This is a genomic window from Peribacillus asahii, assembly GCF_003570725.1.
GTDB classification, from domain to species: Bacteria; Bacillota; Bacilli; order Bacillales; family DSM-1321; genus Peribacillus; species Peribacillus asahii.
In genome coordinates, this window is record NZ_QWVS01000007.1 from 1 (window position 1) to 24,841 (window position 24,841).

A 24,841-nucleotide genomic window follows, 5' to 3' on the forward strand; every position below is an offset into this window, starting at 1 on the left:
AAAAAGAATCCTGTCCAGTCTTACGTTACGAAGCATACGAAGGGAAATATCGCTGTTATAGATGACCATATCAAGTTGCCAAAGCTAGGTCTTGTTCGTTTTGCTAAAAGTCGTGAAGTACACGGTCGTATTTTGAGTGCGACGATTAGACGGAATCCATCGGGGAAATATTTTGTTTCTCTAACGACCGAAGTAAAAGGACCAGAATTACCAAAAACAAATTCGGCTGTTGGCATCGATGTCGGCCTAAAAGATTTTGCGATTCTGTCAGATGGAACCATCTATTCAAACCCAAAGTTTTTCCGTTCACTGGAGGAAAAATTGGTGAAAGCACAACGGATCTTATCGAGAAGACAAGAAAGAGCGCTTCAACAAAAGAAACCACTAAATGAAGCAAAAAATTATCAAAAACAACGAAAAAAAGTGGCGAGTATTCACGAAAAAATCGTGAACGCACGAACAGACTACCTTCAAAAAATGTCTACCGAAATCATCAAAAACCACGATGTGATCGGAATAGAAGATTTAAAGGTAGCGAATATGAGGAAGAATCACCATCTGGCGAAAGCAATCAGTGAAGCATCTTGGTCACAGTTCCGTACCATGCTGGAATATAAAGCGGAATGGTATGGGAAAACCGATCCTACCCGTACCTCACAGTGTTGTCATGCTTGCGGCCATACAGAAAAAGCCAATCGTCCATCGCAAGCTGAATTTGTGTGTCAAAAATGCGGTCACACAGACAACGCGGATGTGAACGCATCTAAAAATATAAAAGAATTAGCGTTAACTGTCTAACTAGATTCTTTTTTTGCAGGAGACTTGCTAGGTTAGTCGTTTGGACTGCTAACTGTCGGTGCGACAGGGATCGCCTACTCCATTAAGGTTCGATAGAATCTTGTACGTAGGAATCCCCCTCCTCAACGAAACGTAGTGGAGTAGGTGGGGGTAGTTCAAAGAGGGTTAATGGAGGAAAACAGAATGAATAACATTAGAAACCAAGTCGTGTTTTGGTCGTCTTTTGTATATGATAATTGGAAATTTTATTTAGCCGCAACATTTAATGGATTGTGTTATGTAGGTTCTCCTAATAAATCTTTTGAAGAGGTAAAAGAGTGGGCAAAGAGACGATTTTCTAACTTGGAATTGATAGAGGATGATGGAGCGCTACAACCATATATAGAAGAATTAGTAGAATATTTCGAAGGGAAGCGAGCATCATTTACGTTTCCAATGGATATTCAGGGAACATCTTTTCAACAAGAGATATGGAATGCTTTAAACGAGATACCATACGGAGAAACATTTACTTATTCACAAATAGCAGAAATGATTCGAAAGCCGTCTGCTGTACGTGCAGTTGGGACTGCTATTGGAGCTAATCCCATTCTTATCTCTGTTCCATGCCATCGAGTAATAGGCAAAAATGGAAAACTGACAGGTTATCGGGGTGGTTTGGAGATGAAGAAGTATTTATTAAATCTCGAGAAGGAAAGGGAAGGTATCACAAATATCTAGCTTAAATATTTGAGACTTTTTCAGTTGTTAATGATAGATAAAAGTACCTGAAAAAATTTGGGCCAAACATGGGGGGATTCCATGGAGTTTAAGACAGTGGATCATTGGGATGAAGAAATATGGAAGAAGTGGAGGAGCATCTATCATGAAGCTTTTGGTGAAAAAGGGGCAAAGTCTGAGAAGATTATCCGAAATATGTTTCGAAAACAAACATGCTTCTTCCATATAGTTCAAGATGAATCCGAGGTATATGCGATAGCGTTATCGGGAAAGTTGCGGGGAACCAAGATCCTTCTCATAGATTATCTCGCGGTTCGAGAGAAACATCGAAACCGAGGTGTAGGCAGGATGATAATTAATTATATAATGAGTTGGTCAATAAATCGTGAATTTGATAGTATTGTGATCGAAGTCGAAGCAGAACAGACGTCTGAAAATCTTGCACGTATCCGATTTTGGGAAAAGTGTAACTTTATGTTACTTCCGTATATTCATCACTATAGAGTAGTTCCGGAGCCATATCAAGCAATGGTTTTAAAACTAGTTCCTGAAGCGGAATTGCCCGAGAAAGGGGAAGAGGTTTTTCGCTTAATTGAACGATTTCATAAGAAGTCTTTTCAAGGAGCTTAAGTTTTTACATGATTTATAATCATTATTATGTTGTTCTTTTACCTTTCTTAACAGATTCATAACTCTGTAGTGTTATTTAAAAAGATTAATCATTTAAAACAAATTCCCGTAAAAAATACCGTATTAAGATTATAAGACATCTTAGAACAATTAAAGATGGAATTAGTTATAATTTTACATATATTGAATTTGCTGAAGGATACTATTTTCAAGCCTATGGTGCAGATTGTGTATACTTGTTTTTTTAATAAAGAATTAAGAAAAGCAGTAATTTGTTTTGAGTATACATGAGGTACAAGGAGCAGGAAATGGCTGTCGGTAAGTATTTGCTAGTTAAGTTTTGTATCAGATTATGAAAAATTCCCAAATGAATTCAGATAACTTAAACAAGGGCAAAAAATATCTTTTAATTTGGTTGAAAATGCAAATTTTAGTGACCTAAAGTAGGTCGCAGAAAATGTAATCATTGCTTCTGACTAAAAAACTTTTTTAATTAACCGAGGCTAGAGTTAAAGAAGGAAAAGGCTGCTACGGCAGCCTTTTCCTTCTTTAACAAACTGGAACAGATTAACATAATAAGAGTTATACTTTAAAGAAAACCTAACGATACTACTTAATTGTCTTTCAATTATCGGCATAAAGTAATTAAGAATAGTTCCTCCAAAACATACTGTTAGTACAGTCCCTACGCCAATTGGTCTATTAAAGATAGTGACCAATATAAGGAATAGAAGATAAATGAGTGTTCTTGAAAATAGGATGATTGTTTTAGTCGTTGTTCGTATGATTAACATTAACTGGTCCATAGGAATGGGGCGAAATTTATGTGTAAATAGATTGCAGTTCCGAAACCTATCAAGACTGATCCTCCCCCGAAACAAACCAATTTACTGAAGCATATCTCCAGAGTGATGAAAAGCCCTAAGAAAAATAACCATAAATCAATTCCTACACCCATTAAAACAGCTGGTACCAAACCAAGGCCTGATACGATATGAGAGATTACTAAATACAATACATAACTTATTTAAAGTAGCATCATAATTCATAAATGAAAAGGATATTGAGATTCCATGTTTCTAACAAGTCATATTTGCACTAGATTCATACATTAACGAAACTTTAACAATTTCTCAATTTTGTGTAAATTTTTAAATGATAATATGAAAGTGTTGTTTGTAATACTATATTTTCACATAACAATTAAGGGTTAAGCGAATGAAGAAAGGAGAAAAAGCAATTAAGCAGACCATACAAGACCAAATTCCACTAGCGGGAAATGAACTGTACTTTAACACAGCGGGTACGAGTCCTTTACTTAGATGTGTAGTTGAATCTATTTCTTCAGACATACAAAAAGAATTATTTACCGGACGAGCTAATAAAGGACAACGTTCATTATTTCAAAAAAATTTATCCATATTAAGAAGTAAAGTGGCTTCCATTATAGGGGCAAATACTAATGAAATTGGTGTTACTAGCAATACTACAGAAGCTATTAACACAATAGTATGGGGAATGAATTTAACAGAAGATGATGAAATCCTAACTACAAATGCTGAACACTTAGGGGCATTAGCAAGTCTATCTACAGTTCACAAGCTAAGAAATGTGAACATTAAATTTTACGAATATTCTAAGGAAACAAATATGATTTTTGATGTGAATTCTTTTTTCGAAAAGGTTACACAAAGAACAAAGTTGATTGTGTTATCCCATGTTTGTTGGGAATCAGGATATATTAATCCAGTTAAAGAGATTTGTAATTATGCCAAAAAATTAAGAATTCCTGTTTTGATTGATGGTGCGCAAGCATTAGGAACTATGTATATCAATATGAAGGAAATTAATGCGGATTTTTATGTATTTCCAGCACACAAATGGTTATTAGGACCCGAGGGAATAGGTTTTATGTACATATCTAGCCAATCTATTTCAAGATTAAATCAAATTTTTGCCGGAAATTCTTCCTTCCTATCTCATGATGGAAAAGTTGATTTTATACCAGAAGTTGGATCAAAAAGGTTTGAGATAGGAACTAGATTTCGCCCTATTATTAGTGGGATGAACACAGGTTTAGATTTTCTAATAAACGATATCGGCCTATCGAATATATGCGATATGATTAAAGGAAATATGGAGATATTCCAAAGCTATATTAATAAAAAAACAAGCTTAAGTGTAATTACAAACAACGTAAATAGTATAAGTAGTATACGATTACCTCAAGAGATAAATGCAAAAGCTTTTAGGAAAGAGTTAGAAAAATTAAATGTATATACCAAGGATATACAAAGGTTTAATAGTATACGTGTTTCCATAGGTTTTTTTAATGACGAAGAACAAATTAGTGAATTAATTAATAAGATAAATAGACTAATTAATTAGGAGGGTTTTTAAATGAACAAAAAGAAAGTAGCTGTATTATTTACGGGTGGACGCGATTCTTCGTTAGTAGCTAGTTTAGAAGCATTACAAGGAAATGAAGTACATTTGTTAACTTGTAATAGTGGTATAGGTATAGGCAGTGAATTATCACAAATTCGTGTTGATCAATTAAAGGCGCGTTTTCCAGAACAAATCGCATGCAGAGAGATTTTACCAACTTATGGGCTGTTTAGAAGTGTAGCTATTGAAAACTTAGAAGCTGATTTTAGACGTTGGGGAATTAATCTAGTTCTATTGGGGGATAAATTAGCTATACATGCAGCTGCTACAGTTTATTGTTTGCAAAATGGTATTTCGCGAATGGTAGATGGTTGTGTTGGATACCAGGAAGATTTAGCCGAACAAAAAGAAGTGGCTATTGAACTTTTAAAAGATTTTGAAAGACAATATGGAATTGAATATGAGTCTCCAATCTATAACTATGGTAGTAAAGATGATGTAAAGTATGCTTTATTAACTTTAGGATTATCTTCAAAGTCGCTAGAAGGGGTTTCAATTTTTGGTGATGCATTTAGTGAACCAAGCGAGCAACAAGTTCAAGAATACATAATAGATAAATTACCTATTTGTCATAGGCACGTAGATTTAATGACTAATACTGCAAAAATCATAGAAAAAACTCGTTATACAACTACAAGTCTCACTGTTTAAGGAGGAAATTTAATTTAATGATTAAAAAAATAGGGGCGGCTATTGTTAAAAATAATAGACTTTTAGTCGTTAGTAAAAAGAAATATCCCAATCAATTTATGTTACCTGGTGGGAAACCAGAAAAAGGTGAGTCAGAGCTAGAAACTTTATCACGAGAGTTACAAGAAGAATTAAAATTGAACATTGAATCAGCTGAGTTATTAGGAATACATGAAACAATTTCTATGTTTGAAACTGAACCTTTGATAATTACCGTTTATTTAACAAAGGTGTCAGGAGTACCTAATCCAGATTCAGAGATTTATTCTTATAAATGGATAGATATAGATTCTAAAGAGACTGAATTACTTGGTTCGGGTATTACAGAATTTACTTTACCTTTATTACGTATTACGCTTTGCAAATGAATAAAATTAATAACTTAGGAGCTACAGCAGCGTTATTATCAGGAATTATTTATGGGGTAAATTCTATTATTGTAAAAATAGCTCATAATGAAGGTGTTACTACCTTTGATTTATTACTTTATCAATTTTTCTTTGCTTTTTTATGGTTTGGCGGAAGATACTTAGTTATTCAGAAAAAACTTGATAATTCTCGTGTACATCGTAAGTTAATTATTAAAAATCCTTATAATTGGATAGCAGCAGTTACAACAGTATTAACTGGTCTACTTTATTATTCTTCAATTCAGTTAACAGATCCAAGTATAGCCTCATTGGGACTATTCCAGTATCCTTGGATGTTATTCTTAATGGGGATTATTATCAATAAGGAGACAATTATTTTTAAAAATGTCTTTTCAGTTATTTTAATTTGGACTGGAACTATATTGTTAATTGGTAGTACAATTCAAAGTATGACAATAGCAGGATTAATATATGGAGTAGCTGCAGGAGCATCTTTTGCTATGTATTTATTTAGCCTTCAAAAAATAACTGAGCATCCTGTAACTAAAGTTTTTATTATTACTTTAGCTGCAATATTAGTAGCTGTATTCGTTATGTTCAAAATGAATCAATTAACTATCTTTACTAAAGATGCTTTTAGTTATGGCTTGATAACTGCTATTCTCGGGCAAATATTAACGTTTGAATTAACAGCATATGCTGCAAAAAGAGTATCATCTGTTGTTATGGGAACACTAACTACTACAGAACTCCCAGTAGCTATGATTCTTACATGGGTTATTTGGGGACCCATTCCAACCATAATTAAAATAGTAGGATTGTTATTGATGTTGTTTTCTATACTATGGCTTCAATATGAACAATCTAAAGGAGAAGCAACAAGAAATTATCGAAACCAAGAGTCGTAAACTCTCTTTAGCCTTATGGAAGGGTGAATTTTTTGAGAAAGTTACTATTATTTGATCTTGATAACACGTTATTACCATTCAATTCGTATTGGGAAAAAGCTAACGTTGAAGCCTTTAATTCATCTACTTTAACAAAAAAATTAAACTATGAATCTTTTATAAATTTGTATCGAAAATATGATAAAGAATTATGGGAGCTTCATACTAAGCAACTAATCTCGCTAGATCAACTGCGTCAACAAAGGTTTATCAAAACTATGAACGATTTTGGAATTAAAGTTAGTGTAGATGCATCGCAAAGATATTTTGATGAATTTTTTAATGTGTTAATAAATAGCATTGTTCCTGATTCAAAAGTTAATAGTATGCTTCTTTTTTTAAAAGAACACTACGAGTTAGGTATATTGACTAACGGTAAGATTACCGAACAAAACCAAAAGATTAAAAAAATGGGGCTTAATGATGTTATAAGGTCTGAACATATTTTTATATCGGAGGAAATTGGATATGAAAAGCCGGATCCTCAGTCGTTTTATTATACTTTAAACAAATTAAACATAAGTAGCTCTGATTCGATATATGTGGGTGATTCATGGGTTAATGATATTATAGGTTCTACTAATGCTGGATTAAGTGCTGTTTGGGTAAACGAGGATCATGTATTTCCGGAAAATTTCTCTAATAGTTCAAAGGTAATTAAAGTAGCATCCATTTTAGATTTAAAAGAGTCTCTTAAGGTTATCGATAATGTATTAGATATTTAATTAAGTGATATTTGGAAATTTCATCTGAGAATGGAAAGACCCCAATCGTTGGATGTTTCTTAACGATTGGGGTCTTTTGGTTATAAGGGGGGCTAATTTTTTGAAGAAGATTTTTTATTCAATGCTAATACTAAAATCATTCCAATAATACAAGCTGTACCAATCCATTGGAAAAATCCAAAAGGTTCTTTTAACCAAATGACCGTTGTTACAACAGCGGCTAGTGGCTCTAAACTACCTAGAAGGCTTGTTTCTTTAGGTGAAAGACTTTGTAAACTTTCAATATAAAACCAAAAAGCAATCATTGTACCAAATAGGATAACAAATACTAAATATAAATAGCTTTCTAGTGTTAAGCCTGTACAGTCCATTTGCCAAGGCGGATGGATAAAGCTTAAGGCAAAACCACCGATAATCATCGCCCAGCCGACAACGACAAGGGAATCATATTGCGCAAGGAGAGGAATGGCATATAAAGTATAAAAGGCTAATGCTAGTCCGGATAAAACACCCCAAATGATTGCCAGTGTCGGCACAGACAGCCCGGAGATTGAGCCGTTTGTTAATAAGAAAAAGCAGCCAACTAAAGCAAGCGAAACTGTTAATAAGTCTTGTCGTGTTAGAACGGTTTGTTTACGTAAAATTAAATAAACAATAATCATAACAGGTGCTAAATATTGTAATAACGTTGCAACAGCCGCATTACCATAACTGATAGAGGCCATATACGTGTATTGAACCGCAAGCATGCCGAGTAACCCAAAGATAATCAGTTGAATAGCTGTCCTTCGATTTTTCCAGACCCCAAGTATTTGAGAACGTTCCTTTAGAAAAAATTGAACGGTTAACAGTAGAAAACCAGCTATAAGCAATCGTGTCGTTACGAGCCAATCTACATCGATGGCGTATTGTTGAAAGAGTTTTTGGGCCACTGTGCCGCCAACACCCCAAAGTATCGCTCCTGTTATAACGAAAAATAGTCCTGTTCTTCTATTAGTAGGTTTATTCATGATTGATTCTCCATGTTAAGTATAATAATAGTGTTATAATAAGTGGAAAATTGGTTTAATAATAGTTAAATCGAATAAAAAAATATAAATATATTGAGGTGATAAGTTTGCAAATGAAAAATTTTAAGGTTGATCAAAGCTTAAAAGAGCTAACCGAACATCGTACAGTCGCATTACCGATTGCATGCTACGAAACAACGATTGCCCAAAATATACACGGCTATATACCACTTCATTGGCATGAGGAAATTCAATTTGTTTTGATTGTAAAAGGGGAAGCAATCTTTCAAATAAATGAAGAAAAACTAGTCGTTCGAGAAGGCGACGGGATAGTTATAAATAGCGGCTTCTTACACATGGCGAAAGAAAAGAATCAATCAGGCTGTGTCTATATTTGTTTAAATGTTTCTCCTCATTTCGTTTTACCTCAAGAACTGTATACAACCTATGTATATCCTTATATTCAAGCGACTAATTTACCCTACTTATATGTAGATGCAAATGAGGAGTGGGGGAAAAATATTTTAGAGGCTATTGTAAAAATCAATCAATGGATTCGGCAAAAATCACCATACTATGAAATCGACATCACGATACAGCTAACGTTAATTTGGCAAAACTTAATTATTAATGGCTTTCAATTAGAATACAATCAGACGGAAATGTTAAAGAATAATCGAATGAAGCAAATGTTAAATTGGATCCATCTACATTATGCGGAAAAAATTAAGTTAGACGATATTGCGAGAGCTGGTCAATTGAGTCGCTCTGAATGCTGCCGATATTTCAAACGAGTTTTAAAGACAACACCATTAAATTACGTAATCGATTATAGAATTCAAAAAAGCTTAATTTTACTGCAACAAGCAGAATCCAATGTTACTGAAGTCGCCTATCAAGTAGGGTTTAATAGTACAAGTTATTTCATTGATAAATTCCGAAAGTCTATGAATATGACACCATTAGCCTATAAGAAAAGAAGAAAATAGATACGAGATGATGTGTTATCCAGAGTAGTATACGCCAAAGTATTCTTGATCTATTGGCGTTTTTTTTATGAAAAAACCTCTTAACGCTGTAAATCCGTATTTGTCTGGATTCACTTCATTAAATTATTTCAATCTTAACCATTTTGTTTTATATCCCGGAATAATGTTTTTGGGATATAAAATATTTTTTTGAAAATAAATCCAATAATTGAGGTTGACACATAGGTGAAAGAAAAGTATATTTTAAATCGTAAAGATTACGATTTATTGAAAGGGGATGAGGTTAATTCATCTGAATGGGTGCTTCTACATAAAAACAGGGGGTATTAAGGAACATGAAAGAGAAATATAAATTTTTACTTTCTTTAAAATTACTCGAATATGAAATAAAAGAATTAATGGTCTATTCAGAAGAGTGTCGCGTATGTTTTGAACTGCTAAAAAATAAATTAGACGATCTTTGTCAATTTGTAATTTGTGAAGAGAATTTGAATCAGTGGAAATTATGGGGGTGCCACAGTGAAGTAAAGAAACACTCTGAAAGGTTAAGAGAGGCTTCGGTAAAGGCACTGTGCGCTATGGAGAAATACCAATCTATTTGTACGTGTAACAATGAATTAAATTTAAGTGATTATATCAATGTGTTGTCAAAATCTGTTAAGCAAGAACTTGATCATTTTTGCATTGATGATACGTCTAAAGTACTTTTTATTGGATCAGGTGCATTTCCAACTTCAGCACTTACAATTGCTCAAGAAGCGGGAGCTAAAGTGGTAGGATTGGATATAGATAATGAAGCTGTAGAACTAGCAAAGAAAGTAACAAAATTTTCTGGTTTAGAATCAAAAGTTAAGTTTTCTAGTGAAAGTTTATATAAATTAGATTTTGTTAAAGAAGCTACACATATCATTATTGCTTCACTGGTAAGGAACAAGCTTGAAGTCCTAGATAGTTTAAGAACAAATATAAACATGAACGCTAAAATTATTTTAAGGTATGGGAATGGTTTAAAGTCTGCTTTTAATTATCCCTTAGAGAAAGACTTATCTCCGGATTGGATTGAAACCAAAATTAGTCAAAGTAAAAATATTTACGATACCATAATGTTAGAAAAATCCAGGCCGCTTGTTTAATTGATTTTAATTATATTTCTTGTAGATTCTGCCTTTAACTTAACAAAGGAATGTGATGATATATGAGTAGTCTTACTACATTTAACGTTGGTGAAACATTATCCCCGCCTTTCGGTAATACACTAATCATCGGTGCAGGACCGGCTGCCATACATATTGCTGTTAGTGTTTCTCGCGGGTGGAGTGACAATATAGGTTTATTGAACAGAAAAGGTGCCCATACAGTTAGGCTTGCAAAAGAGTTGACACAAAACCACTATGTTCTTCATTCAAATGTGCAAGGTGAAAAATATAACAACCTTTCGGGGACAGTTGCATTAGATTGCTTTTATGCAGGCTATGATGACATTGATGATATTTGGCAAACACTTATTATATGTACCCCAAGTGACAGTTACACGGATGTAATCAATGCTTTAAATATAGATTCATTGAAAAAGGTAAAGACCATTATTTTAATTTCACCAAGTATTGGTTCTAACCTTCTTGTTACTAGTCAGCTGAAGAATTCAAAAGGTAGAATTGATGTCATTAGTTTGTCTACCTATTTTGCTGCTACAAAATTTGATTCGACAAATGTAAGTATCCGAACGGCTTTTACAAAGGCTTTAAAGAAGCGCATCTATATTGCTGCTAGTCAAAATAACAGTACGGCTATTTTAAATGTTCAGCGTTTTATTGAAAACCTGGGCATACACTGTACAGTGGTTAATCATGCTATTGAAGCGGAAAGTAAGAACATTACAACTTATGTACATCCGCCTTTCTTCATCAATGAATTTTCATTAAGTGAAATATTCAGCTTGAAGGACTCAAAAAAGTGGATGTATAAAATTTATCCAGAAGGACCTATTACTCAACATTTGATAAAGGCAATGGTTTTACTCTGGAAGGAAGTTTCTATGCTTATTGAATGCCTTGGGGCCAAACCTATTAACTTATTAAAGTTTTTAAATGATGACAATTATCCTGTTCATGAACTCACTCTTTCTCGGGAAGATATTGAGAACTTTCCCCAACTAGAAGAATTGAAACAAGAGTATCTTCTATACATAAGATACGCATCTATTCTTATTGATCCTTTTTCAAAACCCGATGAGAATGGAAAGTACTTCGATTTTTCATCTGTTCCGTACAAAAAAGTTTATAAAGATTCATATGGAAAGTGGATTATCCCTAGGATTCCTTTTGAAGATTATAAAAAATTGAAACTTATTTATGGTTTAGCTGAAAAAGTGAATGTTACGATGCCGCAAACGTTGGAGTTAATCAAATACTTTGAAAAAAGATTACATGAATTCATACAAGAACATGGAGAAGACTCCTTTTATCCAGAAGTTTTCAAGGATACAACAGAGAATGACGTAGAGGCCATATATAGCGAATTGGAGAGAAAATAATGAAAAATGGGGTTATCCTTGCAATTTTATCTTCCCTTGTTTTTAGTATTATGAATGCCCTGGTAAAGGCAGTTAGCTTATCGATTCCTTCCACTGAGGTTGTGTTTTTTAGGAGTATTATTGGGACGATCATCATCTATTTTATGATGAGACATAGTAAAGTGGCATTTTCTAAAAAGGGAGTTCCCATGCTTGCCGTTCGCGGTGTTCTTGGTGCCTTGTATTTGTTGGCCTATTTTTATACGATTTCTAAAATACCGCTTGCAGATGCAAGTATATTGGCTCATTTATCACCCTTTTTTGCTATTCTTATCGCTGCAATATTCTTAAAGGAGAAAGTGTCCCAAAGAGTACGTCTTTTGCTTCCTCTTGTGATAGCAGGTGCCATTCTACTCGTGAAGCCATTTAATTATTCTACGTATTCGATCTATGCGTTCGTAGGTATTCTTAGTGCTCTATTTGCAGCAGGTGCAGCAACTTCCATACGCTACTTAAGTAAAAAACATCATTCCTATGAAATTGTCTTTTATTTCCTAATGACAGCTACTCTGGTGTCTATTCCGCTTATGTGGAATAACTTTGTAGTACCCACACCACTCGAACTTATCTATTTGGTATGTATAGGAGTTGTTTCTTTATTAGGTCAAATATTTTTAACAAAAGCCTTTACGCATGACAGTGTGATTGTTGTAGAAATAACGAGGTATAGTGGAATTGTTTTTAATGCCATGTGGGGATTTTTATTTTGGACAGAAGTTCCTGATAGGTTAACCATATTAGGAGGGATTTTCATTATTACCGCATGTATCCTGCTTTCGGCAAAACAGAATAAAATGCCTACAGCGGAAGTGAAGAGTGTAAAGGAATAATACAGGGTTAGTTCATATACAGGAGAAAAATAGACTCATATTTTGATTAATTAGTAATATCCATTCATTAAATCGTAATAATTACGTTTTAAAAATATCTATATAAAGGTGGGAGAAAGAATGAAAACGAATATGTTCAGTGTAAAAAAGCTGCTTATTTTAGCGTTAGGATTAATGATTCTCATAGCAGCTGGATGCTCAGCTGAAAAGAGTCATTCAGATGCTAAAGGAGAAAAAACAGAAGATGATAAGAAGGTAACAATGATTTTTAGCTTTAAGTCTCCTAACTTAGATCCTCATACTGGATTTACTCCTATTCGTGCGGGCGTTACAGAAACGCTGCTAAAGCTGGATGAACATTCAAATATTGAAGGCTGGCTTGCAGAAAAGTGGGAGACAACGGACAATGTGACGTGGGAGTTTACCATCCGAGATGATGTAACATTCCAAGATGGAGCAAAACTTGATGCTACTAAGGTCAAAGCTTCAATTGAACGAAGTATCGCCGTAAATGAATCCCTTGGAGGTTCTTTAAAAATTCAATCAATGAAGGCAGATGGTCAAAAGCTTATCATTACAACTATAGAGCCATATCCTGCTTTACCATCAGAACTAGTAAACCCATATACTTCGATTGTCAATATTGCAGCTGAAAAAGAAATGGGTGAAGAGGCATTTAGAAATGCGCCGGTTGGGACAGGGCCTTTTCAAGTGAAGAAATTCACTCCAAATCAGGAAGTTCAAGTGATTAAAAATGACAACTACTGGGCAGACAAGCCAAAAATAAATGAGGCAACCATTAAATTTAATGAAGACGCAAATGTCCGGGCACTTGCTTTGCAGTCTAAAGAGGCAGATGTAGTTTATAACCTTCCTGCTGAAGGTATAGAAGCTATTGAGAAAGATACAGCACTTAAGATTGAATCTGTACCTGGTCTTAGATCGCATTTTGTCTTATTTAATCAAAAAAGTCCAAACGTATCAGATATAAAAGTCAGGGAGGCCCTTAATTTATTACTTGATCGAAAGAGTATTGCGGATGATATCATGCTCGGTCATGCGGTTCCTGCAAATGGTCCATTTAACAGTAATCTTCCGTTTGGCATCGATGATGAAGTAAAAAAATTGGATATTAAAAAAGCGAAGGAGCTTCTTCGCGAGGCAGGATATAAAGAAAATGATGCTGGCAAGATGCAAAAGAACGGCAAAACACTTAAGTTTGAGCTTATCACATATAAAGCACGTCCAGAATTGCCATTAATTGCTCAGTTGTTTCAGTCAGATGCAGCAAAAGCAGGGGTAGAAATAGAGATTAAAATGGTCGAAAATGCTGATACTCATCTTTCAGAAAATAGCGATTGGGATCTTGCTACCTACAGTAATAATACATCACCACGAGGAGATGGAAGCTACTTCCTGAATACTGCATTCACAGAAACAGGAGCACTTAATGTTGGAAAAATAAATATCCCAGAATTAAATAAATTGATTAACCAATTAAATACAACAAGTGATTTAGATGAAAGAATACAATTGACGAAAGAAGCAGCCAATATTATCAACAAGGAAATAGTACATAGCTATGCTGTTTATCCAAATATTCTAGTAGGTGTGAATAATCGAATTAAAGGCTGGGCTCCTACAGCTGAGGAGTACTATATTATAACCCATACATTGGATGTGAAATAAGATGTTAGGACTGGTTAGAAAGCGCCTTGTTCAATTAGTGATTGTTTTATTTCTATTATCCATATTTACCTTTAGCTTAATGAAGCTAGCCCCAGGTGATCCTGTTATGGCGATTTTAAATGCAGATGAAATGATGGTAACTGAAGCTGATCAAGTTAAGCTCCGAAGTGAGCTTGGCTTTAATCAGCCTCTATATATTCAGTATGGTCAGTGGATGCTCGGTTTAATTAAGCTTGATCTCGGCACATCCTACATGAGTGGAAAGCCTGTCTGGAACGAGATGATGGAACGTTTGCCAATCACCGTACAACTTACAGTTGGTGCACTGCTTGTGATGGTGTCTATTTCTGTGCCGCTAGGTATCCTCTCAGCTCGTTATCCAGGAAAATGGCCAGATCAAATCAGCAGAATTTGTGCTTTAATTGGGGCATCAGTTCCAAGCTTTTGGTTTGGATTGATGCTCATATACTTTTTTGCTTTTAAGCTTCAAATCCTTCCATCAACTGGAATGGGGACCTTCTCTCAAACGATATTGCCTTCCTTTGCCTTAGGATTTTCATTGGCGGCTGTGTATGCAAGACTTCTTAGAGCAGGACTTCTTGGAAGCTTTTCTGAGGATTACATTCAAGCGGCACGAGCTAGAGGAGTGAAAGAATGGCGGATTCTTTGGTTCCACGCTTTTAGAGCAGCCTTGCTGCCTGTTATTACTGTTTTTGGATTAAGTATGGGGAGCTTACTTGGTGGAGCTGTCGTAATAGAAATTTTATTCTCTTGGCCAGGGCTTGGAAGTATGGCAGTAGATGCGATTTTTAGCCGTGATTATCCAGTCATACAAGGATATGTCCTCTTAACAGGCGTATTCGTAGTAGTAATGAATTTATTCGTGGATCTATCCTACTATTTACTAGATCCACGCATTAAGCAAGGAAAGGAGGGAACTGCTTGAAGGTCTCTCATATTTTGCAAAAGAAACCTTATTTTCCGAGCTTGGTACGGATAAACTCGAAGCCAATAACAATGTTTGGTCTCTTTTCTCTTTCAATTTTCATTCTTATTACAATCATAGGACCGTTTCTTGTACCGAATGATCCCTTTACGGCAAATATGGCGGAGCGCCTTGCCCCCCCAAGCTTAACATATCCTTTTGGGACAGATCATATGGGAAGATGCATTTTTTCCAGGCTAATTATTGGTTCGCAAACAACACTTGGCATTACGGCGCTGGTGATTGCAACTGTTATTCTGATTGGTATTCCGCTCGGCTTGCTGTCGGGGTATGTGGGAGGACGATTTGATTCGTTTGTGATGCGCCTAGCAGACGGCTTAACAGCACTTCCAGAGTTTATATTAGCCATTGCAATTGCGGGCTTTTTAGGTCCGAGTTTAACAAATTTGATGATCTCTGTTGTTTTAGTAAAGTGGATCAGTTATACCAGAGTTGTGAGAGGCATCATCTTATTAGAACGTGAAAAAGAATATGTATTAGCGGCAAAGGTAGGAGGATGTCCAACATGGAAGATCATCACGAGGCATTTGCTACCGCAAATTATTTCGCCGGTTCTCGTGCTTGCAACGCTGGATGTTGGAAAAGTCATTTTAATCATCTCTTCTCTGTCTTACCTCGGTCTTGGAGCTAAACCCCCGGAACCAGAGTGGGGAGCAATGCTAAACGATGGCAGGCCGTATTTTCAAACCATTCCTGAATTAATGTTCTATCCAGGAATGGCCATTTTCATTCTCGTTTTATCATGCAATTTAATTGGAGAGGGATTAAGAGATAAGCTTGATATAAAAAGCATATAACGAAGGAAACGGGGGTATTAGGATGCCTGCAGTAATGGATTTAAAAATACAAAACCTAACAAATAAGGACAGTCAACAGAAAGTATCCGGGCTTCAATCTATCCCTGTCCTTGAAATTAAAGATCTATCGATTTCATTGCGCGGTGCTAATAGGCAGGAAGATCATACACTAGTTAAAAAGCTGAATTTTACAATTCGTCCGGGTGAAATGCTTGGTCTTGCTGGAGAAAGTGGAAGTGGAAAAAGTTTGACTGCTTCCGCTATTTTAGGATTGCTTCCAAAATCCCTACATGTTTCAGAGGGGCAAATTGAGTTCCGGGGTAAAAATCTCACAAGACTTTCAGAAAAGGAAATGAGATGTATACGTGGAAAAGAGATTGCTTATCTTTTTCAAAACTATCAGGGGAGTTTTACTCCTTTTATTAAGATTGGTAAACAGCTTATCGAATCGCTTCGCAGCCACGAGAAAATTAGAAAAGCAGATGCGAGGAAGAAAGTTCTCTTCTGGCTTGAACGTGTGCAGGTGCCAGCAGAACGGATTTTCAGCAGCTATCCTCACCAGCTTAGCGGAGGACAGCTTCAAAGGGTATCTCTTGCTGCAGCGCTTATGTTTAATCCTTCACTGATTATTGCGGATGAGCCGACAACCGCCCTTGATGTCCTTACAAGTAAGAAGATATTAGATTTGCTTGCCGATCTTCAGAAGGAGGTGGGTTGTGCGATACTCCTGATTTCTCATGATCTTAAACATTTGTTAAAGAGAGCGAATTCAATGGCTGTGATGTATGGCGGACAAATTATTGAAAAGGGTTTAACTGAAAATATCGAGACCAATCCGCTTCATCCATATACAAAGCTGCTGCTGCGGGCAAGGTCTGTCTTAACTCAAACAGTACCAGGGAAATTAGCCGTAATCCCTGGAGAGCCAGGACTCGTTGCTAAACAGGGCTGTTCATTTACTCTTAGGTGTACGAAATCATCAGAGAAGTGTAGTATGGTGCCAGAGATGCAGCTAGCAGAAGATTCCCACTGCACGGCATGCCACAATTTAGAAACGGAAGAAGGAAACTAAATGCTTCAAGTTAAAAATGTTTGTAAATCCTACCGCTCAAACAAGGTATTGAACGATGTCTCTTTTCAAATACAGCAAGGTGAATGTCTGGGGTTGATTGGGGGGAGCGGGAGTGGAAAAAGTACACTAGCTAAATTGATATTAGGGCTCGACCAATCTGATAGAGGACAAATCACACTAAATGGCATAGATTTTCAGTGTTTAAAAGGAACTGAGCTTAGAAAGGCAAGGCGCCACGTTCAAGTTGTGTTTCAGGACCCAACAGCATCCTTAAATCCGAAGCTTCCTGTATGGAAATCTGTTATTGAGTCCCTAGAAAATTATCCTGATGTGGTTCCCTCTTTTTTAAAGGATGTAAGAAATGATAAGAAGCAGATGGCAGAAATCCTGCTCGAAAAAGTGGGTCTGAACAAAAGCCTGCTTGAAAGATATCCGCACCAGTTAAGCGGAGGTCAGCGTCAGAGAGCTGCGATTGCAAGAGGAATTAGCCTTCAGCCAAGCTTGCTTATATGCGACGAACCTACCTCCAGTTTAGATGTATCCATTCAAGCACAAATTCTAAACCTACTAAAGGAATTGAGAGAAGAGTTTAATATGTCCTACTTGTTTATTTCGCATGATATGGCCGCTGTTCGATATATATGTGAACGAATGGCCGTGTTAAAAGAAGGGATGCTCGTTGATTTATTTTTATCAGAAGATTTATTTTCAAAAAGGCGACATCCCTATACGAGGAGGTTAGTAGAGGCGGCGGCAGAGAACTAAAACTAGCGAGGAATATGATTCAGAAGCGAGAAATCTTGAAAATCCTTTTCTATGGGAGATATCTGTATTGCGTTAATAAAGCACCCTTTTCATAAGGGTCTTTTCCGTTATAAAAGAAATTGTAATGAGGTGCTTTACGAATCATCGTTCTGGCGTAAAAACTCCAAGACAATTGCAATTATTTTGGGAGCATCGTCATTCATAGCGGAGAAGGACATTGAGATTCTATGTTTTTAACAAGTTATATTTGCACCAGAAGCCAAGAGAGGGTCCTATCCCTAAAGGAAAGAAACCCTTTATTATAAAATGTAGTTTAATAACCAATTATTTTGCTGAAAAGTTTAAGCAACAATTTTGTTGCTGGTGACCTTCTAATTTTTATCTTCATAAGATAATACCTCCTTAAACAAATGTGTTGAATAATTGTTCTTGAAGGAGAACTCAAAAACGTATAAGAAAGTCGAATGATCACTAAAAGCTTGTATTCATTCTCTTTTTAACGATATCTTTTGGGCTCCAGCAATCAAATTTATAGTTTGGTTTTGTTTGATAGTTAAGTCTTGAACATTGATAATCTATCTTCTTGTTGTTATCCTTTAGCACCCTAAAATGTTGACAACTAGCACAGCAATGATATCTGTTGTAAATTTCCATCATAGGCCTCCTGATCCTTCCTTTCAATTAAAGAGCTCATTACATATCTGAACAACTCGTATATTAACAAAATATCAATTAGGTATTCCTTATTTTTACAATTTGTTTATCTTCTACTAATACTAAAACCGAGAATATGATTTGTCACTAGAATTTAATTACATATTTAAAAAGTATAAAAAATGCTAATGAACATAAAAAAAGTATAAAAAATGCTAGACAACGTAAATAGCGTCTAGGGACAATGAAAATTCAGAAAATTATAATTAATATACAAGAAGGAAAGGGAGGACCTTCAATTAAAGAGGGAGTTTTAAAAAATTGAAAGGAGTATCACTCTTGAAAGAACTAAAAGGGGAATTAATTGCAGAGTTTGTTGGCAGCTTTATTTTGATTTTTTTAGGTGCAGGCTGTGTAGCTGCTCTTGTTTTAAATGGAGCTCAATACACGATGTGGGATATAGGGATGATTTGGGGAGTAGCTGTAAGTCTGGCTCTTTATTTAACGGCAGCCATATCGGGAGCGCATATTAACCCAGCGGTCACATTAGCGCTTGCTGTTTATCGCGGGTTTTCTTGGGCTAAGGTATTACCCTATATTTTAGTGCAAACAATAGGAACCTTTACAGCAGCCGCCTTAGTATACGGACTCTATTATAATGGTTTCCTTCACTATGAAACAACAAACGAAGTGATTCGCGGGAGTGCACAAAGTCTAACTTTGGCTAGTATTTTTTCTACCTACCCTGCTTTCTATCTAAATCATTTTCAAGCTGCATGTGTTGAGATTGTTATAACTGCCTTGTTAGTAGCTGCTATATTTTCCTTTATTGACGAACGAAATTCATTTGCTCCCACAAAAGCCTTATTTCCTTTGGCAGTAGGAATCGTTATCGCTGTAATCGGCGGAGCCTTTGGTGTGTTGACTGGGTTTGCAATGAATCCAGCACGGGATTTTGGGCCTAGATTATTCACAGCGCTAGTCGGCTGGGGACCTGTCGCTTTCGATGGAATAAAAGGATATTTTTGGGTTCCTCTTATCGCGCCAATGATTGGGGCTGTGATAGGGGGAGGATTGTATGATTATCTCATCAGCAAATATCTTCCTTCTAAAGGTTCTGCTTTGCAAGAAAAAGAGGATACTCAGGAAGAAATCGCCGCTTCTTCCGAAACTTAATAATGTTAAATAATGATAGAAAGAGGGATATTCTATGCTACGTTCAAAACGATTTGAGATTTTAGAAAAAAGACCCGTTAATAAAGATGGATTTGTAATAGAATGGCCTGAAATGGGATTTGTCGCTATGTCAAGTCCGAATGATCCAAAACCTTCTATCAGAGTAGAAAATGGCCAGATAGTAGAATTGGATGAAAAAAAACGAGAAAACTTTGATATGCTGGACCAGTTTATTGCAGATTACACGATTGATGCAAGCATAGTTGAAGAAGTCATGGCTCTTGCCAGCTTAGAGATTGCCCGAAAACTTGTGGATATTAATGTGTCCCGTTCAGAAATTGTAAAGCTGTCAAAAGGTCTCACACCTGCAAAAGTGCTGGAAGTTCTCAATCATATGAATGTTGTAGAAATGATGATGGCTTTACAAAAGATGAGAGCAAGGAAAACACCCTCTAACCAATGTCATGTCACAAATGTACGCGATAACCCTGTATTAATGGCGGCGGATGCTGCAGAAGCGGGACTCTATGGATTTGACGAACAAGAAACGACCGTTGGAGTTGCCCGTTATGCTCCTTTTAATGCGTTAGCATTACTCGTGGGTTCCCAAACGGCAAGGAATGGAGTCTTAACTCAAGATTCTTTAGAAGAAGCGACTGAACTTCGTTTAGCAATGCTTGGGATGACTTCTTATGCGGAAACTGTTTCGATTTATGGTACGGAATCTGTTTTTATAGACGGGGATGATACACCTTGGTCCAAGTCATTTTTAGCCTCTGCCTATGCTTCAAGGGGAGCTAAAATGCGCTTTACATCAGGTACTGGCTCTGAGGTGCAAATGGCCGGGGCAGAAGGGAAATCTATGCTTTATTTAGAAATTCGCTGCGTCATGATGGCGAAAGGAGCAGGGGTTCAAGGACTGCAAAATGGTTCCATCAGTTGCATTGGCATCCCATCCTCTGTACCGAGCGGGATTCGTGCTGTCTTAGCAGAAAACTTAGCTACTACATTATTTGATATGGAGGTAGCTTCAGGAAACGACCAAACTTTCTCACATTCGGAAATCCGCCGGAGTGCAAAAATGTTGTGTCAAATGCTGCCTGGTACAGATTTTATCTTTTCCGGATACGCTGCTGTACCGAACAATGAAGATATGTTTGCCGGTTCTAATATGGATTCTAGTGATTTAGATGATTACTTGATTATTCAGCGGGACATGATGGTGGACGGCGGATTAAAGCCGGTGGATGAAGAAAGCGTTATTGAGGTTCGCTACCAGGCAGCCAAAGCTTTACAAGCTATTTTTGAAGAGCTGGGATTCCCGATTATTACAAATGAGGAAGTGGAAGCAGCTACTTATGCGAATAGCAGTGAAGATATGCCGCAGCGAAATGTTGTTGAAGATTTAAAAGCGGCAGAGCGAATTTTACGAGATGGGATTTCGGGATATGATATAGCTCTCATCTTAGCTAAGACTGGATATCGACAAACGGCCGAACGGATTTTCAATATGCTGAAACAAAGGGTAGCTGGCGACTATTTGCATACATCGGCCATTATTAATAAAGATAATGTCGTTATAAGCGCGGTAAACGATGAAAACGATTACATGGGACCTGGAACAGGATACCGCCTCAGTCCGGAAAGATGGGAAGAAATTAAAAACATTCGTCAAGCCATCAGTCCGAAAGACTTTGATTAAGGGAGGAATCGAACATGACGACATCATCATTTTCAATAGAGATGAAATTAACGGAAATTGGGACGGCGGTAAAAGGGACGAACCCTAGGGAAGTTATTGTAGCCGTAGCCCCTGCTTTTGGAAAAGAGATGAATAAAACCATTATGAGAATCAATCACGCTTCTGTTCTGCGCGAAATCCTTTCGGGGATTGAGGAGCAAGGAGCTGTTCCCCGTGTCATTCGCAGCTTGCGCACGGCCGACTTGGCTTTTATGGCGCACGGAGCAGCCAAAATGAGCGGTTCAGGTATCAGCATTGGTTTGCAGTCACGGGGAACAGCAGTGATTCATCAGCGTGATTTGGATCCGCTAACCAATCTTGAATTATTTCCTCAATCTCCGTTAATTACTCTAGAAATGTACCGAGCAATTGGACGGAATGCAGCCATGTATGCATTAGGAGAAAGCCCAAATCCTGTTCCGGTGGTAAATGACGAAATGGCACGGCCGAAATACCAGGCGGCGGCAGCTCTGCTTTATTTAAAAGAATGCCAGTCGCTTGTGCCAGATCAGAAGCCTGTTGAATTAAAAGCGGAATTTTTAATAAAAGACTAGGAGGAAAAATAGATGGAAAATTTAACGAAACAACAAACGAAAAACTTAACAAAAGAAAACTATCCGCTCGGTTCAAAAAATCCGGATTTGCTATTTACACCTACCGGAAAAGCGTACAATGAGTTAACACTGGATGCTGCCTTAAAAGGAGAAGTAACAGGAGCAGATTTGCGCATCAGTCCGAAAACGCTTGAAATGCATGCAGACATCAGTGAAAGTTTAGGAAGAACACAACTGGCAAAAAACTTCCGCCGGGCAGCTGAAATGATTAATATATCGGATGCTCGTATATTACAAATCTATAATGCTATGCGCCCTAACCGTTCGACTAAAGAAGAGCTTTTAGCGATTGCCAATGAATTAGAAGAAGAATACGGAGCGATAGAAAACGCCGGATTAATCCGCGAAGCTGCGGATGTGTATGAAAGGCGCGGAAGATTAAGGAAGAGTGAGGACTAAAGATTGATGAAAAAAATTTTAGCCGGTGTAGATATCGGCAATTCATCGACTGAAGTGGCAATCGCAAGCGTGGAGGGAGATCATGCTGAATTTCTTTCCCAGCATTTAGTCAAAACAACGGGCATAAAAGGAACTATTGATAATGTGAAAGGCATCCGCCGTGCTTTGCAGGAAGCAGCTAAAAAGGCGGGCATCGAGCTAAAAGACATTGATCTTATCCGATTGAATGATGCTGTGCCAGTTATTGGAGATCTGGCGATGGATTTGATTAGCGAAACGATTATTACTGAATCTTCCATGATTGGCCATAATCCGGATACGCCAGGCGGAGCCGGTTTAGGCGTCGGGGTAACGATTTTAATCAATGAATTATTTGAGGTAGAGGAAAAAGACCAGGATTATATTGCTGTTATACCTAAATCTTTTGATTATGAATGGGTTGCCCAACGTTTGAATCAAGCAGAAAGCAAAGGAATATCCATTACCGGAGCAATTGTTCAAAAAGATGACGGAGTGTTAATACACAACCGCCTGAACAAAAAAATTCCCATCGTAGATGAGGTCGCTTTAATTGAAAAAGTTCCTCTTTTGAAACTAGCAGCGGTAGAAGTCGCTTTACCAGGTCATGTGATTCGGACGTTAAGTAACCCATACGGTCTTTCTACCGTCTTTCAGCTGGATCCAGATCAGACGATACAAATTGCTTTAGTCGCTAAAGCACTAGTTGGCAATCGATCGGCCGTAGTAATCCGAACACCACAAGGGGAAGTAGTGGAACGGAAAATAGAAGCTGGACGGATCATTTTAATCGGGACGAATAACCAACAACTGGAAGTATCCATTAACGATGGGGCAGAAGCAATTATGAATACGTATGAAAAACTAGAAATGCTGGATACGCTGGCAGATGTCCGAGGAGAAACAGGAACGAATGTCGGAGGGATGTTTAACGGTCTCCGTCATGATTTAGCCGAGCTTACAGGACAATTGTCAAATGAAATTACCATCTCTGATTTTTTGGCCGTTGATGCGGTAATTCCGACTTCTATTAGTGGAGCAATGGCGGGTGAGCTTTCCATGGAAAGTGGCGTTGCTTTAGCCTCAATGGTAAAAACAGATAAAGTTCCTGTTCAAAGAGTTGCGTCTTTATTGGAAAAAGAAATTGGGATTGCAGTAGAAGTTGGCGGTGTTGAAGCGGAAATGGCCATTTGCGGAGCCTTAACGACGCCTGGTACGAGAAAACCGATTGTTATTCTTGATATGGGCGGTGGTTCAACGGATGCTGCCATGATGAATAAAGCCGGCAAAATTACCTCAAGTCACTTGGCCGGTGCAGGAGATATGGTCACGATGCTAATTAATTCTGAACTTGCTTTAGGGGATAAGGAACTGGCTGAAAAAATTAAAAAGTATCCTTTAGGAAAGGTACTGAGTTTATTCCATATGCAGTTAGAAGATGGAACGATGCTATTTTCTGAAACTCCTTTTCCCCCGTACACATTCGGGAAAGTCGTGATTCGGGAAGAACAGGACCTCACACCTTTATCAAGCAAAGTATCTATGGAAAAAATCAGGGAAATCCGACGGAGCGCTAAGCGGAGAGTGTTTGTAACAAATGCGTTGCGTGCTCTTAAGCGGGTCATTCCGACAGGCAATTTAAAACACTTGTCTTTTGTTGCCATGGTAGGGGGATCAGCACTTGATTTTGAAATTCCGCAAATGTTAACAGAGGAACTAGGCAAGTACGGCATTGTAGCTGGTTTTGCCAATATACGCGGCACAGAAGGCCCGCGAAATGCAGTTGCTACCGGCTTGGTCTTATCCTCTGTCAGAATCGGGCATGAGGTATTGAAATGAATAAAAGTAGCATTTATATTACGATTTTATATAATAGCGCTCTCCCTCCTAATCAAATTCAAGAAGTCTGTGCCGGATTGGAAGAAGAAGGGGTCCCGTTTTTACTCCAAAAGTGGGACAAAGCGGGCAGTTTTATTGAACTAGGAAAGGAAGCAGCATCCAGATCCCCTTTGGAAGTGGGAATTGGCATTGATCAAAATGAAGATTTATGCGTGCATCACGATAAGTTGAAGCAAGAAGAACCATATTTACAAGACAAACTTCAAAACGGGCGCACATTAGGAAAAAACGCAGCCCGCCTGATTAAAGGCTTACCACTATCTTTATAGCAGGAAAGGATG

Annotated in this window: 24 protein-coding genes and 1 pseudogene; 24 read left to right on the forward strand and 1 reads right to left on the reverse strand. The window is 37.1% G+C overall.

Annotation, left to right across the window (positions count from 1 at the left end):
* From D1953_RS04070 to D1953_RS04115, 9 genes and pseudogenes are all read left to right on the forward strand, one after another.
* The coding region (locus D1953_RS04070) for an RNA-guided endonuclease TnpB family protein (RefSeq protein ID WP_142920430.1) at positions 1-798 on the forward strand (798 nt) is incomplete at its 5' end.
* Positions 799-981: 183 nt separating this feature from the next.
* Positions 982-1,518 carry a methylated-DNA--[protein]-cysteine S-methyltransferase gene (locus tag D1953_RS04075; protein WP_119115893.1) on the forward strand — a complete coding sequence of 179 codons (537 nt, stop codon included), beginning with the start codon at positions 982-984 and terminating at the stop codon, positions 1,516-1,518.
* Positions 1,519-1,599: 81 nt separating this feature from the next.
* Positions 1,600-2,148, forward strand: a complete 549-nt coding sequence (locus D1953_RS04080; RefSeq protein ID WP_119115894.1) for a GNAT family N-acetyltransferase — start codon at positions 1,600-1,602, stop codon at positions 2,146-2,148.
* A gap of 170 nt (positions 2,149-2,318) precedes the next feature.
* Positions 2,319-2,439, forward strand: a pseudogene (locus D1953_RS21635) (siderophore biosynthesis protein); the annotation flags it as partial.
* 927 nt (positions 2,440-3,366) lie between these two features.
* On the forward strand, positions 3,367-4,536 hold the full coding sequence (locus D1953_RS04095; RefSeq protein ID WP_119115895.1) for an aminotransferase class V-fold PLP-dependent enzyme: 1,170 nt from the start codon (positions 3,367-3,369) through the stop codon (positions 4,534-4,536).
* 12 nt (positions 4,537-4,548) lie between these two features.
* Entirely contained in the window at positions 4,549-5,247 is a 699-nt protein-coding gene (locus tag D1953_RS04100; RefSeq protein WP_119115896.1) for an adenine nucleotide alpha hydrolase family protein, read from the forward strand.
* A gap of 17 nt (positions 5,248-5,264) precedes the next feature.
* On the forward strand, positions 5,265-5,654 hold the full coding sequence (locus tag D1953_RS04105; protein ID WP_119115897.1) for an NUDIX hydrolase: 390 nt from the start codon (positions 5,265-5,267) through the stop codon (positions 5,652-5,654).
* Positions 5,651-6,565 (forward strand): DMT family transporter, encoded by a 915-nt coding sequence (locus tag D1953_RS04110; RefSeq protein WP_119115898.1) that lies wholly within the window; start codon positions 5,651-5,653, stop codon positions 6,563-6,565. Before D1953_RS04105 ends, D1953_RS04110 begins: the two co-directional genes overlap by 4 nt.
* Positions 6,566-6,597: 32 nt before the next feature.
* The gene (locus tag D1953_RS04115; RefSeq protein WP_182480497.1) at positions 6,598-7,329 is read left to right on the forward strand and encodes an HAD family hydrolase; all 732 of its coding nucleotides are present in this window, start codon (positions 6,598-6,600) and stop codon (positions 7,327-7,329) included.
* A 92-nt stretch (positions 7,330-7,421) separates the two neighbouring features.
* Here the strand turns inward: D1953_RS04115 and D1953_RS04120 are convergent, their stop codons facing one another.
* Complete coding sequence (locus tag D1953_RS04120; RefSeq protein WP_119115900.1) at positions 7,422-8,339, reverse strand: EamA family transporter; 918 nt, start codon at positions 8,337-8,339, stop codon at positions 7,422-7,424.
* Positions 8,340-8,452: 113 nt separating this feature from the next.
* On the opposite strand from D1953_RS04120, the gene D1953_RS04125 reads away from it, so the two are divergent.
* The 15 genes from D1953_RS04125 (at position 8,453) to D1953_RS04200 (ending at position 24,829) form a co-directional block, all read left to right on the forward strand.
* Positions 8,453-9,328 (forward strand): AraC family transcriptional regulator, encoded by an 876-nt coding sequence (locus D1953_RS04125; RefSeq protein WP_245979898.1) that lies wholly within the window; start codon positions 8,453-8,455, stop codon positions 9,326-9,328.
* Positions 9,329-9,663: 335 nt separating this feature from the next.
* Positions 9,664-10,461: a nicotianamine synthase family protein gene (locus D1953_RS04130; protein ID WP_119115902.1), complete on the forward strand. Its 798-nt coding sequence runs from the start codon at positions 9,664-9,666 to the stop codon at positions 10,459-10,461.
* 62 nt (positions 10,462-10,523) lie between these two features.
* Positions 10,524-11,861 (forward strand): opine metallophore biosynthesis dehydrogenase, encoded by a 1,338-nt coding sequence (locus tag D1953_RS04135; RefSeq protein WP_119115903.1) that lies wholly within the window; start codon positions 10,524-10,526, stop codon positions 11,859-11,861.
* Positions 11,861-12,730, forward strand: a complete 870-nt coding sequence (locus D1953_RS04140; RefSeq protein ID WP_281271523.1) for a DMT family transporter — start codon at positions 11,861-11,863, stop codon at positions 12,728-12,730. Before D1953_RS04135 ends, D1953_RS04140 begins: the two co-directional genes overlap by 1 nt.
* Positions 12,731-12,850: 120 nt before the next feature.
* On the forward strand, positions 12,851-14,419 hold the full coding sequence (nikA, locus tag D1953_RS04145) for a nickel ABC transporter substrate-binding protein (protein ID WP_119115905.1): 1,569 nt from the start codon (positions 12,851-12,853) through the stop codon (positions 14,417-14,419).
* A 1-nt stretch (position 14,420) separates the two neighbouring features.
* Entirely contained in the window at positions 14,421-15,365 is a 945-nt protein-coding gene (gene nikB / locus D1953_RS04150) for a nickel ABC transporter permease (RefSeq protein WP_119115906.1), read from the forward strand.
* A 71-nt stretch (positions 15,366-15,436) separates the two neighbouring features.
* On the forward strand, positions 15,437-16,222 hold the full coding sequence (gene nikC, locus D1953_RS04155; RefSeq protein WP_119115942.1) for a nickel transporter permease: 786 nt from the start codon (positions 15,437-15,439) through the stop codon (positions 16,220-16,222).
* Between the two features lie 22 nt (positions 16,223-16,244).
* Positions 16,245-17,294, forward strand: a complete 1,050-nt coding sequence (locus D1953_RS04160; RefSeq protein ID WP_119115907.1) for an ABC transporter ATP-binding protein — start codon at positions 16,245-16,247, stop codon at positions 17,292-17,294.
* On the forward strand, positions 17,295-18,059 hold the full coding sequence (locus tag D1953_RS04165; protein WP_119115908.1) for an ABC transporter ATP-binding protein: 765 nt from the start codon (positions 17,295-17,297) through the stop codon (positions 18,057-18,059).
* A 993-nt stretch (positions 18,060-19,052) separates the two neighbouring features.
* On the forward strand, positions 19,053-19,889 hold the full coding sequence (locus tag D1953_RS04175) for an MIP/aquaporin family protein (RefSeq protein ID WP_245979904.1): 837 nt from the start codon (positions 19,053-19,055) through the stop codon (positions 19,887-19,889).
* A 34-nt stretch (positions 19,890-19,923) separates the two neighbouring features.
* Entirely contained in the window at positions 19,924-21,591 is a 1,668-nt protein-coding gene (locus D1953_RS04180) for a propanediol/glycerol family dehydratase large subunit (protein ID WP_119115911.1), read from the forward strand.
* A gap of 14 nt (positions 21,592-21,605) precedes the next feature.
* Positions 21,606-22,184, forward strand: coding sequence for a propanediol/glycerol family dehydratase medium subunit (locus D1953_RS04185; RefSeq protein ID WP_119115912.1), 579 nt, complete (start codon positions 21,606-21,608; stop codon positions 22,182-22,184).
* A gap of 12 nt (positions 22,185-22,196) precedes the next feature.
* Positions 22,197-22,643: a diol dehydratase small subunit gene (locus tag D1953_RS04190; protein ID WP_119115913.1), complete on the forward strand. Its 447-nt coding sequence runs from the start codon at positions 22,197-22,199 to the stop codon at positions 22,641-22,643.
* 6 nt (positions 22,644-22,649) lie between these two features.
* Positions 22,650-24,500, forward strand: a complete 1,851-nt coding sequence (locus tag D1953_RS04195) for a diol dehydratase reactivase subunit alpha (protein ID WP_119115943.1) — start codon at positions 22,650-22,652, stop codon at positions 24,498-24,500.
* Complete coding sequence (locus D1953_RS04200; protein ID WP_119115914.1) at positions 24,497-24,829, forward strand: glycerol dehydratase reactivase beta/small subunit family protein; 333 nt, start codon at positions 24,497-24,499, stop codon at positions 24,827-24,829. The genes D1953_RS04195 and D1953_RS04200 overlap by 4 nt, the downstream gene beginning before the upstream one ends.
* Positions 24,830-24,841: the final 12 nt, after the last annotated feature.

Excerpts from the sequence above, each read along its gene's own strand:
- D1953_RS04075 (WP_119115893.1), top strand. The coding sequence starts at position 982 with ATGAATAACATTAGAAACCAAGTCGTGTTTTGGTCGTCTTTTGTATAT.
- D1953_RS04080 (WP_119115894.1), top strand. The coding sequence starts at position 1,600 with ATGGAGTTTAAGACAGTGGATCATTGGGATGAAGAAATATGGAAGAAG.
- D1953_RS04095 (WP_119115895.1), top strand. The coding sequence starts at position 3,367 with ATGAAGAAAGGAGAAAAAGCAATTAAGCAGACCATACAAGACCAAATT.
- D1953_RS04100 (WP_119115896.1), top strand. The coding sequence starts at position 4,549 with ATGAACAAAAAGAAAGTAGCTGTATTATTTACGGGTGGACGCGATTCT.
- D1953_RS04105 (WP_119115897.1), top strand. The coding sequence starts at position 5,265 with ATGATTAAAAAAATAGGGGCGGCTATTGTTAAAAATAATAGACTTTTA.
- D1953_RS04110 (WP_119115898.1), top strand. The coding sequence starts at position 5,651 with ATGAATAAAATTAATAACTTAGGAGCTACAGCAGCGTTATTATCAGGA.
- D1953_RS04120 (WP_119115900.1), bottom strand. The coding sequence starts at position 8,339 with ATGAATAAACCTACTAATAGAAGAACAGGACTATTTTTCGTTATAACA.
- D1953_RS04125 (WP_245979898.1), top strand. The coding sequence starts at position 8,453 with ATGAAAAATTTTAAGGTTGATCAAAGCTTAAAAGAGCTAACCGAACAT.
- D1953_RS04130 (WP_119115902.1), top strand. The coding sequence starts at position 9,664 with ATGAAAGAGAAATATAAATTTTTACTTTCTTTAAAATTACTCGAATAT.
- D1953_RS04135 (WP_119115903.1), top strand. The coding sequence starts at position 10,524 with ATGAGTAGTCTTACTACATTTAACGTTGGTGAAACATTATCCCCGCCT.
- D1953_RS04140 (WP_281271523.1), top strand. The coding sequence starts at position 11,861 with ATGAAAAATGGGGTTATCCTTGCAATTTTATCTTCCCTTGTTTTTAGT.
- nikA (WP_119115905.1), top strand. The coding sequence starts at position 12,851 with ATGAAAACGAATATGTTCAGTGTAAAAAAGCTGCTTATTTTAGCGTTA.
- nikB (WP_119115906.1), top strand. The coding sequence starts at position 14,421 with ATGTTAGGACTGGTTAGAAAGCGCCTTGTTCAATTAGTGATTGTTTTA.
- nikC (WP_119115942.1), top strand. The coding sequence starts at position 15,437 with ATGTTTGGTCTCTTTTCTCTTTCAATTTTCATTCTTATTACAATCATA.
- D1953_RS04160 (WP_119115907.1), top strand. The coding sequence starts at position 16,245 with ATGCCTGCAGTAATGGATTTAAAAATACAAAACCTAACAAATAAGGAC.
- D1953_RS04165 (WP_119115908.1), top strand. The coding sequence starts at position 17,295 with ATGCTTCAAGTTAAAAATGTTTGTAAATCCTACCGCTCAAACAAGGTA.
- D1953_RS04180 (WP_119115911.1), top strand. The coding sequence starts at position 19,924 with ATGCTACGTTCAAAACGATTTGAGATTTTAGAAAAAAGACCCGTTAAT.
- D1953_RS04185 (WP_119115912.1), top strand. The coding sequence starts at position 21,606 with ATGACGACATCATCATTTTCAATAGAGATGAAATTAACGGAAATTGGG.
- D1953_RS04190 (WP_119115913.1), top strand. The coding sequence starts at position 22,197 with ATGGAAAATTTAACGAAACAACAAACGAAAAACTTAACAAAAGAAAAC.
- D1953_RS04195 (WP_119115943.1), top strand. The coding sequence starts at position 22,650 with ATGAAAAAAATTTTAGCCGGTGTAGATATCGGCAATTCATCGACTGAA.
- D1953_RS04200 (WP_119115914.1), top strand. The coding sequence starts at position 24,497 with ATGAATAAAAGTAGCATTTATATTACGATTTTATATAATAGCGCTCTC.